The sequence below is a fragment of the Pseudomonas entomophila genome, from assembly GCF_018417595.1.
Taxonomy (GTDB): Bacteria; Pseudomonadota; Gammaproteobacteria; order Pseudomonadales; family Pseudomonadaceae; genus Aquipseudomonas; species Aquipseudomonas entomophila_C.
In genome coordinates this window covers 1,518,320-1,533,555 of sequence record NZ_CP070982.1, presented here as the reverse complement: position 1 = coordinate 1,533,555, position 15,236 = coordinate 1,518,320, and the positions used below count along the sequence as shown (strand labels likewise).

13 protein-coding genes are annotated in these 15,236 nt (G+C 62.6%); 7 read left to right on the top strand and 6 right to left on the bottom strand.

What is annotated here, in order from left to right; translation table 11 throughout:
• The first annotated feature begins 5 nt into the window (after positions 1-5).
• From JYG34_RS06725 to JYG34_RS06705, 5 genes are all read left to right on the top strand, one after another.
• Complete coding sequence (locus JYG34_RS06725) at positions 6-977, top strand: fatty acid desaturase (RefSeq protein ID WP_213659994.1); 972 nt, start codon at positions 6-8, stop codon at positions 975-977.
• Between the two features lie 40 nt (positions 978-1,017).
• Entirely contained in the window at positions 1,018-1,818 is an 801-nt protein-coding gene (locus JYG34_RS06720) for a DUF3050 domain-containing protein (protein WP_213659993.1), read from the top strand.
• Between the two features lie 73 nt (positions 1,819-1,891).
• Complete coding sequence (locus JYG34_RS06715) at positions 1,892-2,959, top strand: HlyD family secretion protein (protein WP_213659992.1); 1,068 nt, start codon at positions 1,892-1,894, stop codon at positions 2,957-2,959.
• Positions 2,956-4,527, top strand: a complete 1,572-nt coding sequence (locus JYG34_RS06710) for a DHA2 family efflux MFS transporter permease subunit (protein ID WP_213659991.1) — start codon at positions 2,956-2,958, stop codon at positions 4,525-4,527. The genes JYG34_RS06715 and JYG34_RS06710 overlap by 4 nt, the downstream gene beginning before the upstream one ends.
• The gene (locus JYG34_RS06705) at positions 4,497-5,843 is read left to right on the top strand and encodes a TolC family outer membrane protein (protein ID WP_213659990.1); all 1,347 of its coding nucleotides are present in this window, start codon (positions 4,497-4,499) and stop codon (positions 5,841-5,843) included. Before JYG34_RS06710 ends, JYG34_RS06705 begins: the two co-directional genes overlap by 31 nt.
• Here JYG34_RS06705 and pcaQ read toward each other — a convergent pair.
• Positions 5,834-6,766 carry a pca operon transcription factor PcaQ gene (gene pcaQ, locus JYG34_RS06700; RefSeq protein WP_213659989.1) on the bottom strand — a complete coding sequence of 311 codons (933 nt, stop codon included), beginning with the start codon at positions 6,764-6,766 and terminating at the stop codon, positions 5,834-5,836. The two genes, JYG34_RS06705 and pcaQ, sit on opposite strands and share 10 nt — an antisense overlap.
• A 528-nt stretch (positions 6,767-7,294) precedes the next feature.
• Between pcaQ and JYG34_RS06695 the strand changes: the two genes are divergently transcribed.
• Complete coding sequence (locus tag JYG34_RS06695; protein WP_213659988.1) at positions 7,295-7,534, top strand: hypothetical protein; 240 nt, start codon at positions 7,295-7,297, stop codon at positions 7,532-7,534.
• A 121-nt stretch (positions 7,535-7,655) separates the two neighbouring features.
• Positions 7,656-7,925 (top strand): DUF3077 domain-containing protein, encoded by a 270-nt coding sequence (locus JYG34_RS06690; RefSeq protein WP_213659987.1) that lies wholly within the window; start codon positions 7,656-7,658, stop codon positions 7,923-7,925.
• A gap of 141 nt (positions 7,926-8,066) precedes the next feature.
• Here JYG34_RS06690 and JYG34_RS06685 read toward each other — a convergent pair whose 3' ends face one another.
• The 5 genes from JYG34_RS06685 to JYG34_RS06665 form a co-directional block, all read right to left on the bottom strand.
• Positions 8,067-8,363, bottom strand: coding sequence for a hypothetical protein (locus JYG34_RS06685; protein ID WP_213659986.1), 297 nt, complete (start codon positions 8,361-8,363; stop codon positions 8,067-8,069).
• A gap of 310 nt (positions 8,364-8,673) precedes the next feature.
• Positions 8,674-9,156, bottom strand: a complete 483-nt coding sequence (locus JYG34_RS06680; protein WP_213659985.1) for a hypothetical protein — start codon at positions 9,154-9,156, stop codon at positions 8,674-8,676.
• A gap of 375 nt (positions 9,157-9,531) precedes the next feature.
• Complete coding sequence (locus JYG34_RS06675) at positions 9,532-9,786, bottom strand: hypothetical protein (protein ID WP_213659984.1); 255 nt, start codon at positions 9,784-9,786, stop codon at positions 9,532-9,534.
• 266 nt (positions 9,787-10,052) lie between these two features.
• Positions 10,053-10,349, bottom strand: coding sequence for a DUF6881 domain-containing protein (locus JYG34_RS06670; RefSeq protein ID WP_213659983.1), 297 nt, complete (start codon positions 10,347-10,349; stop codon positions 10,053-10,055).
• Positions 10,346-15,121: an RHS repeat-associated core domain-containing protein gene (locus JYG34_RS06665; protein ID WP_213659982.1), complete on the bottom strand. Its 4,776-nt coding sequence runs from the start codon at positions 15,119-15,121 to the stop codon at positions 10,346-10,348. The genes JYG34_RS06670 and JYG34_RS06665 overlap by 4 nt, the downstream gene beginning before the upstream one ends.
• Positions 15,122-15,236: the final 115 nt, after the last annotated feature.

The window sequence follows — 15,236 nt, the reverse complement described above, 5'->3', positions numbered from 1 at the left end:
GGGCGATGAAGCACCTGCCGCTGGACAAGCCCGCCTTGCGCCCGGACCGCCGCTTGCTCACGCCATCGGCACTGGAATCGGCGTTGGTGATCGGCTACGCACTGCTGCTGTTCGGCGTGCCCCTGGCCTTGTTCGTGGTGGCCGCCGAACAGGCGCCCTGGGCGTGGCTGCTGGCCTGGCCGCTGCTGTTGCCGGCCGGCTACGGCCTGTTCGTGCAAGGCATCCTCGGGCACGAGGGGTTGCACTTCAACCTCAGCCACAACCGCCTGCTCAGTTGCCTGCTGGCGGTGCTGCTGAGCTCGCTGCTGTGCGGTTTCTGCGCCACCGGCTACTTCGTCGACCACTGGCAGCATCACCGCCACAACGGTGGCCCCGACGACCCGGACTGGCGTCTGCTGCGTCGCTACCGGCTGGCCGTGACCCGGCTGCTGGTGTCGCGCCTGCATGCCACCGCGCGCTATCTGCTGCAGACCCTGCGCCTGGCCCTGCCCGGCGCCGAGGTCGAAGGCACGCTGCCGCTGCCGGCCGGGCAGATCCGCCTGCTGGCCAGGTTCAACCTCGCCTGCCAGGTGCTGTGGCCGCTGTTCTGGCTGTGGCTGGTGATGCGCTGGCCGGTGCTGTTGCCGGCGCTGCTGGCCTGCCTGCTGGTTGCCTTGCTGGTGTCGGCGCTCAACGCCTATCAGGAGCACGCCTTCGACGTCGGTGTCGAGCAGCCGGTCGCCCGTTCGCGCACCGATTTGCTGAGCACCCTGCTGCACCTGGGCTCGAACTTCCACCTGGAGCATCACCTGTACCCGCGGGTGCCGTGCTGGCGCCTGCCGCGGCTGCACCGGCAGTTGTTGGCCAGCGGTTGGTACGACGGCCGCCGGGCGCTGCTCGAGCCCCGCTTTTTCGGCGCCTTGCGCTATTGCCAGGCGCGCTTCCCCTACTCCGGCACCTGGCAGACGGTTGCCGAGCAGGCCCCACAAGAACACTGAAATGCCCCAACACACAACAATCACACTCATGGAGCCGAGTATGTCCTTCGAAGTCGATAACCTGATCCAGCACGAACGCCGCACCCTGCTGGAACACCCCTTGTTCGCCCGCATCAGCACGGTGGAGGATGTCCGCCTGCTGATGGAGAACCACGTGTTCGCCGTCTGGGACTTCATGACCCTGCTCAAGCGCATCCAGCGCGACCTGACCTGCGTCGACCTGCCCTGGCTGCCACCGCGCCACACCCTGGCCGCGCGCCTGATCAACGAGATCGTCACCGGCGAGGAAACCGACGAGCGCCCGGGCGGCGGCTTCATCAGCCACCTGGAGCTGTACCTGCAGGCCATGGACGAGATCGGCGCCGACACCGGGCCGTTCCGCCACTTCCAGGCCCTGCTGCAAGCCGGCACCTCCCTGGCCCATGCCCTGGACAGCGCCGACATTCCAGCACCGGCCCGGGTGTTCGTCAGCAAGACCCTCGATGTGGCCCTGAATGGCTCGACCGTGCAGGTGCTGGCGTATTTCTTCTTCGGCCGCGAAGACATCATCCCCGACATGTTCGGCCGCCTGCTCGAGCAATGGGCGATCGACGAGTCCAACGTGCCGATGCTGACCTACTACCTCAAGCGCCACATCGAGATGGACGGCGACGACCACGGCCCGGCCGCCAAGCGGATCATCGCCGAGATCGTCGACCAGCCGGAGCAGCAGCAGGAACTGGTGCACAGCGCGCGCGATGCCCTGGTCGCCCGTACGCTGCTGTGGCAGGGCGTGCTCGAACAGCTCGACCAGCGCGCGGTGCACAAAGCCCGTCAGGCCAGCGTCGCCGCCGCCGTCTGAGCCCATGCCCTTGCCCGTCGATGCGGCGGGCAAGGGTCCCTGTCCCCTTGCAACACGAACGAGGGTGTATGACATGTTGAAAGGCAAGCATGCCAAGTTGGCGGTCTGCGCGGCGGTGCTCGCGGGCCTGGCGCTGCTGGGCTGGCAGCGCTGGCAGTATGCGCGGCAGTACGTCAGCACCGACAACGCCGAAGTGGAAGGGATCATCATCCCGATCCGCGCCAAGCTGAGCGGTGTGGTGGTCCGGGTGCCGGTGCGCGAGAACACCCAGGTGGGCAAAGGCGACCTGCTGTTCCAGGTGCGCGAGGACGAGTACCACCAGCGGGTCGAACGGGCCGAGGCCAACTACCTGGGCGCCCTGGTGGCGACCGGCCAGGGCGGCATGCCCGGGCTGGTGGACAGCCAGGTGCGCGGCGCCGTCGCCCGCAGCCAGGCCGCCAAGGCCATGATCGGCCAACTGGTGGCCAACGTCGAACAGGCCGCCAGCGACTACCGGCGCACCCAGCGCCTGGCCGAACAGGGGGTGGTCAGCACCCAGGACCTGGAAGCCGCGCGCGCCCGCTACAGCGCCCTGAACCACCAGTTGCAGGGCGCACGCGACAACTCCAACGCCGCCCGCGAGGGCACCCTGGCCAACCAGGCGGCGCTCAAGGTGGAGGAGTACCGGATCAAGGCCGCCGAGTCCGAACTGGCCTTGGCGCGCATCAACCTGCAGGACACCCGGCAGACCTCGCCGCGGGCCGGCTTCATCGTGCACAAGGACGTGCAGCCCGGGCAGTTCGTGGTGGCCGGGCAAAAACTGCTGAGCCTGGTGAGCACCGAGCACGTCTGGGTGGTGGCCAACTTCAAGGAGACCCAGATCGGCCGCGTGCGGGTCGGCCAGCCGGCGCGGATCAGCGTCGACGCCTTCCCCGGCCAGACCTTCGAAGGCGTGGTGCACAGCCTGGTGCCGGCCACGGGCGCACGCTTCTCGTTGCTGCCCCAGGAGAACGCCACGGGTAACTTCACCAAGGTGGTGCAACGGGTGCAGACACGCATCGAGTTCAAGGACCTGCCCGCTGGGATGAAGGATGCCATCAGCCAGGGCATGAGCGTGTTCGTCGAGGTCGACACCCGTGACGACAAGGGCCAGACCCTATGAAATCGCCCTGGCTGGTGGCCTTGACGGTCACCCTGATCTCGATGATGGAACTGCTCGACGTGACCATCGTCAACGTCGCGATCCCCAGCCTGATGGGCAGCTACGGGGCGTCGGTGGACGAGATCTCCTGGGTGTCGACCGGCTACATCGTCGCCAACGTGGTGATCCTGCCGGCCAGTGGCTGGCTGTCGGCCTGGTTCGGCCGGCGCGCCTATTACCTGGTGTCGTCCGCCGTGTTCGTGGTCGCCTCGCTGGGCTGCGCGCTGTCGGTGGAGCTGTGGCAGATGGTGCTGTGCCGGGTGGTCCAGGGCCTGGCCGGTGGCGGCCTGCTGGGGATCTCCCAGGCGATCATCTACGACGTGTTCCCCAAGGAGAAGGTCAGCGCCGGCATGGCGGTGTACGGCGTCGGGGTGATGATGGGGCCGACCCTGGGGCCGTCGGTGGGCGGCTACCTGATCGATGCGTTTTCCTGGCACTGGATTTTCCTGATCAACCTGCCGATCGGCGCGGTAGCACTGCTGCTGGCCTGGCTGTGCGTGGACGACTCACGCCACGAGCGACGCCCGCAGAGCATCGACTACCTTGGTTTCACCCTGCTCGCCCTCGGGGTGGGCAGCTTGCAGATCCTGCTGGAGCGCGGCGAGCACTGGGACTGGCTGGAATCGGACCTCACCGTGCTGTGCCTGGTGCTGTCGGCGCTCGGCTTGGTTGGGTTCTGCTACTGGGAGCGACGGGTCGCCAACCCGATCGTCAACCTGTCGCTGTTCGCCAACCGCGAGTTCCTGCTCGGCTCGATCTGCGCGTTCTGCGTGGGCTTCGGCCTGTACAGCACCCTGTTCATGGTGCCGCTGTTGTTGCAGACCTTGCTTGAGCAGAGCGCCTACCAAAGTGGCCTGGTGATCTTCCCCGGCGCCCTGGCCAGCGCCGTCAGCACCCTGGTGATCGGCAAGCTGTCCCAGGAGAACCGTATCGACGAGCGAGTGTTCATCTGCCTGGGCATCCTGATCTACGGCTACGCCATGTACCTGCACACCCAGTTCACCCTGCAAAGCAACCCGGACACGCTGTTCTGGCCGCTGGTCATCCGCGGCTTCGGCCTGGGCATGATCTTCGTGCCACTGACCAACCTGGCCATGCGCCAACTGCCGCAAGGGCTGATCTCGGTCGGCTCCGGCGTGCTCAACCTGATGCGCCAGCTCGGCGGCAGCGTCGGCATCGCCATCGCCGCCACCCTGCTCACGCGCTTCTCCTGGTCGCGCTACCGGCAGTTGTCCGAGCACGTCGACGAAACCCGCCTGCTCGCCGGCGGCTGGGAGGTCGCCAACCTCGACCCCAGGCGCCTGTCCACCGACCTGCTCGACCCCGGCCAGGCCAACACCCTGCTGGCCTTCCTCGAAGCCCGCGACCAGGCGCAGATGCTCGGCTTCAGCATGCTCTTCGGCCTGCTCGGCGCGGTCATGCTGGTCGGCGTGCCCATGGTGCTGATGATGCGCAACCCCAGGACCCCCAAGCCTCAACCCGCAAAGGAATCTGCGACATGCCCGGACACCGCCCCCGAATCCGCGTAGCCGCGCTGGCGCTGCTGGCGCTGTGCAGCAACCCTGGCCAGGCCAGCGACCTGTACCAGACCTACCTCAAGGCCGTGGATCACGACATGACCTACGCCGCCGCCCAGCAACGCCAGCAGGCCGCGGCAGAAAAGGCCCCCCAGGGGCTGGCCACGCTGTTGCCGCACCTGTCGCTGGAAGGCGGCGCGGCCTGGGTCGACCGCGAGCACAGCGGTGGCGCACAGCGCGACAAGGATAACTCCAACGCCTACGCGCTGGTGCTGGTCCAGCCGCTGCTGCGCTGGCAGAACGTCATCGACCATGCCCAGGGCAAAGCCCAGGCCACCGCTGGCGAAATCGACCTGCTGGCGGCGCGCCAGGACCTGATGCTGCGCGTGGCCGACACCTACTTCGAACTGCTGCTGGCCGAAGACCAGTTGCACACCAGCCGCCAGCAGGTGCGCAGCCTCGGCCAACAGTTGGACAAGGCGCAACGCTTCCGCCGCGAAGGCTCGGGCACCGAGAACGAAGTACAGCGCATCCAGGCCAGCTACGACCTGGCCCAGGCCGAGCAGATCGCTGCGGGCAATGCCCTGCGCCTGCAACAACAGGCCATGGCGCGACTGATCGGCAACGACCCCGGCGAACTGGCGCGGCTGGATGACCAAGTGGCCTTCGCCGGCCCGCAACCGGCGCGCATGGAGGCCTGGACCGAACAGGCCCGGGCGCAGAACCTCAAGGTGCAGGCCGCCGAAGTGCGCCGGCTGATCGCCGAGCAGGAAGTGGAGAAACAACAGGCCGGCCACCTGCCGACCCTCGACCTGGTCGCCGCCCACGGGCGCTTCGCCTCGGTCGGCGGCAGCCTCTACGACGTCACCGTGCCCGAGGAGAAGTACACCCAGACCGTGGTCGGCGTGCAACTGAGCGTACCGCTGTACGCCGGTGGCGGCACCCAGAGCCGCACCCGCGAGGCGCGCGCCCTGCATGGCGCCGCCGAGGATGAACTGGAAGATGCCCGCCGCGAGGCCGACTTCATGGCCCGCCAGGCCTACCTCAACCTGACCGGCGGGCTCAGCCAGTACCAGGCCTTGCAGCAGGCGCTACGTTCCAGCCAGAGCAACCTGCAGATCACCACCCACGCCTTCGAAGCCGGCGCGCGGATCAGCAGCGACGTGGTGGATGCCGAACAGCAGGTCACCCGCACCACCCTGCAGCTGGCCCGCCAGCGCTACGCCATTCTCCAGGCCCAGCTGCGCCTGATGGCCGCCAGCGGCAGCCTGGGCGACGACAACCTCAAGCGCCTCAGCGCCCTGCTCACCCGCCCGGCTCAGGGGTAATCGCCGTCCCGGTACTGCCCGGCCACCTCGCGCAGTACCTCGCACATCCACTGGGCCGGCAGGCTCTGCGGCACCGCGGCGTTGCGGCAGATGCCCACCGAGCCACCCGGTTCGCGCACGCCCAGGTCGAGTTCGGCGAGTTCGTTGTGCCGCAGGTCGAGCAGCACGGCGTCGCGCGGCGCCACCCATAGCGCGTCGCTGCCCAGCAGGTAGCGACGGCTCAAGGCCAGCGACAAGGTTTCCAGGCGCTGCGCCGGCATCGGGATGCCGCACTGCACGAACAGGCTGTCGGCGTGCTGGCGAATGGTGGTGCCCTGGGGCGGCAGCACCAGCGGATAGCGCCCCACCTGGGCCCGCTCCACCGGCGTGCTGGCCAGCAGCGGATGGCCCGGGCGCACCACCAGGGCCATCGATTCGCTGTACAGGTGCTCGAACGACAGGCCCTGGATCTGCGGGCTGTCGGTCATGCGCCCGACCACCAGTTCCAGCTCGCCCAGGTGCAACTGCCCGAGCAGTTGCGCGCTCACCCCGGTCACCACACTGATCACCAGTGCCTCGTGGCGTTGGTGCAGGCGGCAGAGCACCTCCGGCATCAACAGCCCCTCGACGGTGGACAGCACGCCGATGCGCACCTGCGACGGCGTGCGCGCCTCGCCGCGCACGCTGCCCACGCCCTCGCGCAGGGCCTGCACGCTGGGGCCGGCGTAGCGCATGAAGCGGGTGCCGGCCGGGGTCAGCGCGACGCCATTGCGCGAGCGCTCGAACAGGCGCGCCTCGAGCAGGTCTTCCAGCTCCTTGAGGGTCTTGGAGATCGCCGGCTGGCTGATGGCGAGCACGTCGGCGGCCCTGGCCAGGCTGCCCTGCCGGGCAATTTCCAGGAAGCACAGCAGGTGGCGGTACTTGATGCGGGTGTCGAGGTTCATGCCCGGCAGTGTATCCGTAAAACGGCAAGCCCTGTTGGAGCGGCCTTGTGTCGCGAAAGGGCTGCATAGCAGCCCCAGGATCTCAGTGTCGATGCAATGATCGCTGGGGCCGCTTTGCGGCCCTTTCGCGACACAAGGCCGCTCCCACAAGGATCGCGCAAGGCTTGAGGTTAGTGTGGAGCCAGGGATATGACACGCCTCGATGGGGTTGCATTTCAGGCTCTGAAATCAGATTTAACCCCTTCCTTGTAGTCCATTTCCCAAACATACTCCCGCCGCCCTTTTTCCGTTGCGGTCGTTCTGGCACGGCTCTAGTCTCGGCGGGTCGCTTGAATCAGCGACCGGCTTTGACAGGCCGACTTCCAAGAGCAACTTCAACGGCTTCGCTTTTCATGGCGGCTGTATGTGGGGCACTTCGTGTGCGCCGGGGTTTTGCTCTTGCTGACCGGTCTGTCAACCCATGTACAGCTGCCACCCTCTTGTTTGACAGCAGACGGTGGTGGTCCCACTCATCAGCAAGAGGTAGTCATGTTAAAGATCGTCCCCGACCCACCCCATCCTCATTCCCTCGAAGACACCCTCATCCAGGCCACCGAGTACGCCCTGTGCGCATTGACCGTGGCCCATCAGGCCGTGCATGCCCAGCCCAGGTCCCCGGCCACGATCCTGATGATGGCGTCGATGCATGAAGTCGAATCGCTGCGCGTGCTGCTCGAGTCGGCGTTGATCCAGGTGCAGATGCCCAAAGCTCCACAGGCGCTGCACTAGCCCGCGCCCGGCCCTGTTCGCCGGCAAGCCGGCTCCTACCGGGGCTGCGTTTCACCTGTAGGAGCCAGCCTTGCTGGCGAAAGGGCCCGCCCAGGCACCAACAACTTCAGGGAGAAAAACAATGACCACAGACGACACCACCCCCAACACCACCGCAGGCAAAACCAAGTTCTACCAAGGCGAAGGCCAGACCGCCCCGCTGTTCTGCATCGAACCCGGTATCCCCTGCCAGCACGCCCGCGAACAAGCCTCGGAACTGATGGGCTGCGTGCGCGACCTGACCATTGCCGGGGTCATGGAAGAAAAACCGCAACTGCTCTGGGCGTCGTATTACCTGAGCGCGCTGGCCAAGGCGCTGATGGATGATGCGGAGCTGGGGATGAGGCATTGAGGCCGAAACGGTTACATGCTGCGACGCGATACCTCACGGGGCGGCAGGCGTCGCCCCCCACTGCCGTGTTACTTGTTCTGTTGCAACTGACGCCAGACGCGTAGACCCAGCAACCTAGGCCTCAAGGTTTGGGTGTGTGCTTCATATCAGTAGAAGCGCCTCAGAAATTTTGGCCTTGAGTGTTTCAGTTGTTCTGGAAAAACCGTGATAAATCGGCTTTTCCCAATCGTAATTTTTGATCAGCAAGATGTGAAAGCCACCGCGGATGTCAAAGGACGGTCGCCACCCTACGTCTAAAATCAAATCTCCGGGAAACTTGATTTGCAGCATGTCTTCTTTTAAATCGTCCAAGCATAAATCGAGGGATTGACGCTCATCAAAACAAAAGTCATTGAATTTAACTTTTCCATTTCTACCAGAGACATCAATGTCAAGCATGCCATTCACCTGAAAAGCTTTATTAACAGCAAGGCAAACTAACAGAGTGGCTACGCCCATCTAGATCAGCTAATGGACTTAATCGTCAAGCTGCCCCCGAATGCGCTCATACAATGGGGCATCGCGCGTCCAGACGAGCCACTCAGAGCTGTCGGCTGTTTCAATAAACATTTTGATTTTTCAGAATCCCATGTCTTCTATTTCTTTGCAGCAGATGATTTCTCAAGCTTTAACTGCAACCAGTTGCAAGTCTGGTGCCTGGACCAGTGAGCGTGCAAAAAATATTCAACTCAGGCCCTGCCCTAGCCTTTCAGCCCAAAGACCCTAAAGTATTACCAGTAAAATATCTAGTATCAATATCCGCTGCAGGTTCAAGCCCGCCGTAGAACTCCTTTATATGAAATTTCTTTGATAGTTCATCGGCATACCCCTGCATAGCAAGCATTACGCGGTCAATATCAAACGACGGGGCGTCATTGAAAGACAGCTCAACATCCACTTCGCCCTTATACTTAATGACTCTCAAAAAAACCAGAGGAAGACGTATGGTTCCTGAAGCATTAAACTCATGCAAATGCTCCATCAGGCACACATCTCCCTGATGGGCAAAAAACGCATCAATCAAATTTTTGTTAATTCCCGCCGAGACGTCCCCTCCAAATTCTTCAGAAACAGCTAAGCCAGAGAGGGCTTGAGATCCCATCTCTATGCATTCCAGCAATGCACGCAAGTCGCTTTTTGCAACTTGCTGAAAAACAATCTCAAAATACTCAGGCATAAGAGCAAGTGCCATTCGGGACAGATTTATTTTCTCTGCAAGCTTTCCTAGGTCGGGTGTCGCTTGAATTAGCCCAAGCTCTCTACCGTTGTCGCGCGAAGAATAATTGCAGGTTTCGTGGCTTCAAACAGGCTGCGACATGAGCTAGCACTTAGATCTTGATAGATGCCTTACCTTATGTTTAAAACTGGCAGAAAGTTAATGACGGACCATAGCCTTCAATATTGTTTTCGATAGTTATGGTGAACTGCTTTTCAGGGAATCCATCACGCAAAACCAAACCCCAAGAGTACTTTAGTAGCACCAACAGCCTTACAAACACTTCATCAGACACATTGCCTGGACACCCATCATACATATCATAGAGCAATGTGTGATTCATGCTTCACTCTATGCTTGAAGTGCATTCTCTTTTTTAAGCGATAGATAGGTGGATTCATTAAATGAGAGATCAAGAAATACACCGTCATCGACACATAGCATATCGGGCAACAATAATTTGCTGACGATCAAGGTACCCTCAGGATGGCACTCACTACGGAGGTATGAGAAAAGGTTGAGATCTGATGGGGTTTCCCACTGCTCTCGCCATGACTCATACTTTTCCAGCTTTCCAAGGCCCGAAGTAGAATGAAGTTTTCTCATGGTATTTTCTCTGCAGTTCTGGGCGCGGCGAAAATTTTTAGGATGGAGAGTTTACTCTGGCTACCCCATTTGGCAAAGTATTCCTACCATGCTCTAGTACGCGGGGTGTTGGCACGTCAGCGTGGGCAGCACCAATAATGAAAAAATAAATCCATCCCCTTTCCGCCTCGGTAAATTCAACACATCCCTGATAGACTGCGCTGACTTGTTAAAAAATTTTTACCCGTAGGCTCCAGACCGCACAGACTGGAGCCATCAGCAAGCACTTAATTATGTAGCCCGCTCGCATTCATTGCCCACACCCAGATCCGCTCAAACTCGCCCTGCGTAATTATCTCTGCATAAAACTCTTCAGACTCATTAATTTCATCAATGCTCGGAATTTTTTGATCACTCAATATCGAATCACCAAACTCGCCCGACTTAGACGCATAACCACACAAGGTGCCATCTCCAAAAAGCTCTACCTTTCTGACCTCCCAAGATTCATTATCAACCTCTTGGTATATCAGATGCGGCTCATCAAGATGTGCATGATTCCACTTAACCTTAAGAAACCTCATGAACGGCACCCCTCATTTTCCCCAAACCCGACTATCCGCCCGCGCAAATCAAGCGGCTTATCATTAGGTACCAAAAACACACCATCTCGGCCTTTCTGCACATCAAGACCCGTTGTGTCAATTGCCACGTAGTTACTCGTTCTTTTTCCGAGATAACCCACTCCATAGAATTGGCGCGATAATTGATTGTTGGATTTTTCCCCAGGCTTAATGTCAGTCAGATATTGCCCGTCGCCGTACCTTGCATCATTCGGATTGTTTGCTCTCAAAGACGGATTCAACTGTTGACTTGCCAGGATGCCAGCCATACCGGCTTTGCTGGTGTAATGATACATGACGTTGCTACCCCCTGCCGGACATGGGCAGTGACAACGCTGCTTGGAGCCCGGCGTGCCGCCAGCATTATTGGTACCACTTGGTTTGGGGGCTGCAGATTTCGAGCGCGCCAAACCGAGTGGATCAGTCCATGCAGTCGAGTTAGGCGCGTACTGATGCATATTCAATCCACCGAGCCAACCGATCGGATCGTTTGAGGTATACCTGCCGCTATTTGGGTCGTAGTATCGATGGCGGTTGTAATGTAGCCCCGTCTCATGGTCGTGGTACTGACCCTGGAAGCGAATCGGGTTGCTCAGGCCCTGCTGCTTGGCCCAGTCCGAGCGCTCCACGCGGACTTCGCCCCAGGCCTTGTACTGGCCGGCCCAGGCGATATCGCCTTGCTCATCGGTCAGCTCCATCGGTGTACCGAGATGGTCGCACTGGTACCAGGCAATCGCCTCGAACGGCTGTGGCTTCACCTCGGTATGCCACAGCGGATCCTGATCGAAGTCGTATTCGCGCTGGCTCCAATCCGGTTGCTTGTGCAGGCGGATCGGGCTCTTGCGCAGGGCCTGGGCGACCGGCACGAAGCTGCCCGGTTCGTACAGGTAGTGCACGGTGCGGCCGGTGTCGCCTTCATCGCGTGGCGGTGAGCTTTCCCAGGCCAGGGTGTCGCCGTCCCAGCCAAACAGGGTGAAGCCACAACCGAGCTCGCGTTGGCGCTTGGCCCGTTGCAGCTGGTTCCAGCCGGTCCCCGCTTCCGGGCGATCCCAGAAGTGCGCCACCGAATGCTTGTGCAAGCGTCGGCCCAGGGCGTCGTAGCTGTAATCGACCTTGAGCTTGTCGTCGTTGTAACTGGCCAGCCGGTCGAACAGGTCCCAGGTGAAATGCGCGTGGGCACCGTTGTGCAGGCGGTGCACCAGGTTGCCGCGTTCGTCGTAGCGGTAATGGGTACCGGCATACTCGCGCAGCAGGTTGTCCATCAGCTTGTTGCGCCGTGGGTCGGCTTCCAGCGGGCGGTTCAGTTCCTGGGTTTTCTGGTCCAGCAGGTTACCGGCCGGGTCGAAGGCAAAGGTTTCCACGCCCAGGCGGCTGGTGGCCTTGAGCAGGCGGCCGACGGGATCGTACTGGTACTCCAACGGGCCGCGACGGCTGTCGTGGATGTTGCTCAGCTGGCCAGCGGCGTCATAGCGGTACTGACGCTTGAGCAGCGTGGACTGGCCGTCATGGCTGCCCAGCAGTTGCTCCTGCAAACGCCCGGCCGGGTCCCAGGCTTGGGTTTGCATCAGCTGATTGCCCTGATGGCGCACGATTTCGCGGTGCAGGTCATCCCGCTCATAGGCCAGCATTTCGTGCTGGTCGAGGGTCATGCCGAGCAGGTGGCCGCTGCCGTAGGTCAGCCAGCTGACCTTGTGGCCATCCGGGCGAATCGTTGCGGTGCGTTGATTGAGCGCGTCGTACTCGTGCTGCCACACCGCGACCATCGGCGTGCCGGTGGCCAGGTAGTGTTGGTGCTCGCGGGTCAGGTTGCCGGCTTCGTCGTGGAACCATTGCAGCTTGCTGGCGGCGTTGACGGCCTGGATCAGCTGGCCGTTGCCATCGTAGGCGAAACTCTCGCTTTGGCTTTGGTTGCCCAGACGGGCTGTACGCTCACGCAATCGGCCCATCGGGTCGAAGGTCAGCTCGATCCGGCGTTGGCCAACCTGGGTGCTCGCGAGGCGACCGCTGTACGGGTCGTACTGGTAGCGGGTGACCAGGCCATCGAAGCCAGTTTCTTGCAGCAGCCGGCCGATCGGGTCATAGAGGAAGGTGGCCTTGCTGGTGTTCTCGTTTTCCAGCCCGATCAAGCGGCCGAGCTTGTCCCAGCGATAACGCAGGGTGTGTTCGTTGGCGTCGACGCGCTCGCTCAGCAGGCCGACCGCGTTGTAGGTCCAGGTGGTACAGCGATCAAGGGCATCGACATGCGCCAGCAGACGCCCTTCGGCGTCGTAGTTGAAACGCTCCTCGGTCTTGTCGGGATGGGTGATCTTGGCCAGTTGCCCGGCCTGGTACTCGTAGGCGGTTGTGCTGCCGGCCGCATCGGTGAAGTCGGTCAACTGGCCGAAGGCGTTGTACGTCCACTGGCTGCTCTTGCCGGAGCAGTCGGTGTAGGCAAGCAACTGTCCGGCATCGTTGTAGGCGAGCGTCTTTTCGTTGCCCAGCGCATCCTTGATCGCCTTGACCAGCCCAGTCGGGGTGTAGGCGAACTCGGTCTTGTGGCCCAACGGGTCGACACTTTCGACCAGGTTGCCGCGTTCGTCGTAGTCGCGTAGCCACAAGCCACCTTCGGCATCGCGCAGCTTGATCGGCTGGTCGTGATCGTCGTAGGCGTAATGCACCGTGCTGTGGTCGGCGCGGATGTGCTGCAACAGGTTGCTGCGCTCATCGTAGGTGTAGCGGTCCTGGCTGCCGTCGGGGTGGACGTGGCGGATGACATTCTTGCGCTGATCGCGGAACAGCCACTCCTCGCGGCCGTCCGGGTGGATCAGGCGGTAGGTGTAGCCCAGGGCGTCGTAGTAGTGCCAGGTCTCCTGGCCGTGGGCGTCGGTGACATAGGTCAGGCGGATGTTCGGGTCCCAGGCCAGGCGGGTCTCGAAGCTGCCGTCGTCGGCCCACTCGTGGATGGCCTTGGCCTGTGGGCCGCTGCCGTCCCATTCCAGGTTGATGCCGCGCCCGGTGCGGTCGGTGTAGCGGGTGATCAGGTGCTGGCGGTACTGGTACTGCCAGGCGGCACCGTGTTCGTCCTGGGCGGCGATCAGGTCGCCGTGGGCGTCGTAGTGGTAGCCGCACAGCTGCCGCAGCGGCGTGCCATCGACCACCTGCCACAGGCCCTGGATATGCCCATGGTCATCGAGCAAGGTGCCCAGTTGCAGGTGGACTTTTTCGGGGTCGTTGTCGGAATAGGTGTTGATGTCCGACAGCACCGGCCGGCCGTTGTACTGGTGCTCGTAGTGCAGCATTGCCCCGGCGCCGCTGCGCAGCTGGATATGCGTCAGGTAAAAGCGGTCACCCTGGCGGGCATAGGTTTCACGGCGGTCCAGGCCACGCAGCAACACCAGTTGCTGCTCGGCAGTACGCACCAGGCTGACGTACTCGATCGGGTCGTAGTGCGGTTTGCCGACCTTGGGCAGCGGGTAGTCGTGGCTGCGGCCGTCGCTGTCGTGGAACACCACGCCCTTGTCCACGACATCGAGGCAGGTGGTGAACTCGGTGATCCAGCGGGCACCGAGGCTGCCGTCGTCCAGCTTGGCCAGCCGGGAGTTGTAAGTGCGCGTCCAGTTGACCGGGAACGGCCCGGACAGGCTGAAATCCTGATGGGCCAGCGTTTCGTCGCCGAGCACATGGCCGATGCTGAACCCGGTGCAGGCACAGGGTCCGTTCTTCGCAGGCTTGGGCTGCTTGCTCGCCCGGACTTGGCTGCGCACCACCTCGGTCGGCCCTTCGGCGTGGACATGCCGGGCCTGGTGGGTGACGCCGGGGCGGATGGCGACGGCCATGCCCGGGCGGCGCGGGTTGGCCAGCACGGTCGCGAGCAGGCGGGTCAGCAACCAGGCGATGCTGTTTTCCATACCGGCGCTGCCCAGGGCCTGCAGGCGCTGGGGCACGACCTTGGCCAGGTCTTCGAGGGTGCGGATCAACGGCCCGAGCAGGCTGTCCAGCTCGCCGCTGAAGTGACGGGCGACGCTGTTGTAGCCGTCCTTGAGGCTGCCTTCGGTGGCATTGGCCAGGGCCGAGAGGGCCAGGCGCCAGGCATCGGTTTCGAGGGCCGAATCGTACAGCGCCACCTGGGCCATTTGTGCGCGGGCCAGGCGGTGGCTGCTGGCGGCATCCAGCTTGCCACGGGCGGCGGCGGCAATGGTCTTGGCCAACGAGGTGAACAGCAGGCGCGCGGTCTCCGCGGCGGCGCTGAGCATGGCCGGCAACTGGGCCAGGGCCTCGCGCACGTAGTGCTCCAGGGCACCGCGGATATTGGCATGCAGGTGGCCGTCGATGATTTCCAGGATCACCGCGCCGATGTGCGCGCCGGGGCGGCGGCGCAGGGTCTGGCGGGTCAGCTGCAGCACCGGGCGCAGCACCGTGCGGGCACGGGACAGGCCGGGTGGATAGGGGACGATGCCGATCAGGTTGATGCCCAGGCTGACCCACAGCAGTGGGTCGGGAGAAGGGTTTTCGACCAGTTCGAGGATATCGATCAGGGCGTCCACGCAGGCCAGGGCGTTGGACATGGCGGGTACGGTTTCGGCGGCCTGGCGCAGCAGTTGCAAATCGACCAGGCCGTAGCTGATTTCCTGCAGCCAGTGGTCAACGGAAGCGGCGGCGGCGCCGAGGTCTTCGCTGAGGAGGGTGTCGAGAGGGGCAATGGCGATCTGGATTTCGCGCGTGGTGAGCGCGGCATCGGCGGGTGCGGCAGACATCGTGAAAGGGCCTTCCTAGGCCGGGGACGCGGGGTCCCGGGTGGTCCGTGAGGGTGAAATGATACTAAGGCGGGGGCGGTTCGGCCATGGGGGAAACCCTGACGCCTCTGTAGGA

Coding starts and splice junctions, on each gene's coding strand:
- JYG34_RS06665 (WP_213659982.1), bottom strand. CDS start 15,121: ATGTCTGCCGCACCCGCCGATGCCGCGCTCACCACGCGCGAAATCCAG.
- JYG34_RS06710 (WP_213659991.1), top strand. CDS start 2,956: ATGAAATCGCCCTGGCTGGTGGCCTTGACGGTCACCCTGATCTCGATG.
- JYG34_RS06680 (WP_213659985.1), bottom strand. CDS start 9,156: ATGGCACTTGCTCTTATGCCTGAGTATTTTGAGATTGTTTTTCAGCAA.
- JYG34_RS06695 (WP_213659988.1), top strand. CDS start 7,295: ATGTTAAAGATCGTCCCCGACCCACCCCATCCTCATTCCCTCGAAGAC.
- JYG34_RS06715 (WP_213659992.1), top strand. CDS start 1,892: ATGTTGAAAGGCAAGCATGCCAAGTTGGCGGTCTGCGCGGCGGTGCTC.
- JYG34_RS06675 (WP_213659984.1), bottom strand. CDS start 9,786: ATGAGAAAACTTCATTCTACTTCGGGCCTTGGAAAGCTGGAAAAGTAT.
- pcaQ (WP_213659989.1), bottom strand. CDS start 6,766: ATGAACCTCGACACCCGCATCAAGTACCGCCACCTGCTGTGCTTCCTG.
- JYG34_RS06725 (WP_213659994.1), top strand. CDS start 6: ATGAAGCACCTGCCGCTGGACAAGCCCGCCTTGCGCCCGGACCGCCGC.
- JYG34_RS06720 (WP_213659993.1), top strand. CDS start 1,018: ATGTCCTTCGAAGTCGATAACCTGATCCAGCACGAACGCCGCACCCTG.
- JYG34_RS06690 (WP_213659987.1), top strand. CDS start 7,656: ATGACCACAGACGACACCACCCCCAACACCACCGCAGGCAAAACCAAG.
- JYG34_RS06705 (WP_213659990.1), top strand. CDS start 4,497: ATGCCCGGACACCGCCCCCGAATCCGCGTAGCCGCGCTGGCGCTGCTG.
- JYG34_RS06685 (WP_213659986.1), bottom strand. CDS start 8,363: ATGCTTGACATTGATGTCTCTGGTAGAAATGGAAAAGTTAAATTCAAT.
- JYG34_RS06670 (WP_213659983.1), bottom strand. CDS start 10,349: ATGAGGTTTCTTAAGGTTAAGTGGAATCATGCACATCTTGATGAGCCG.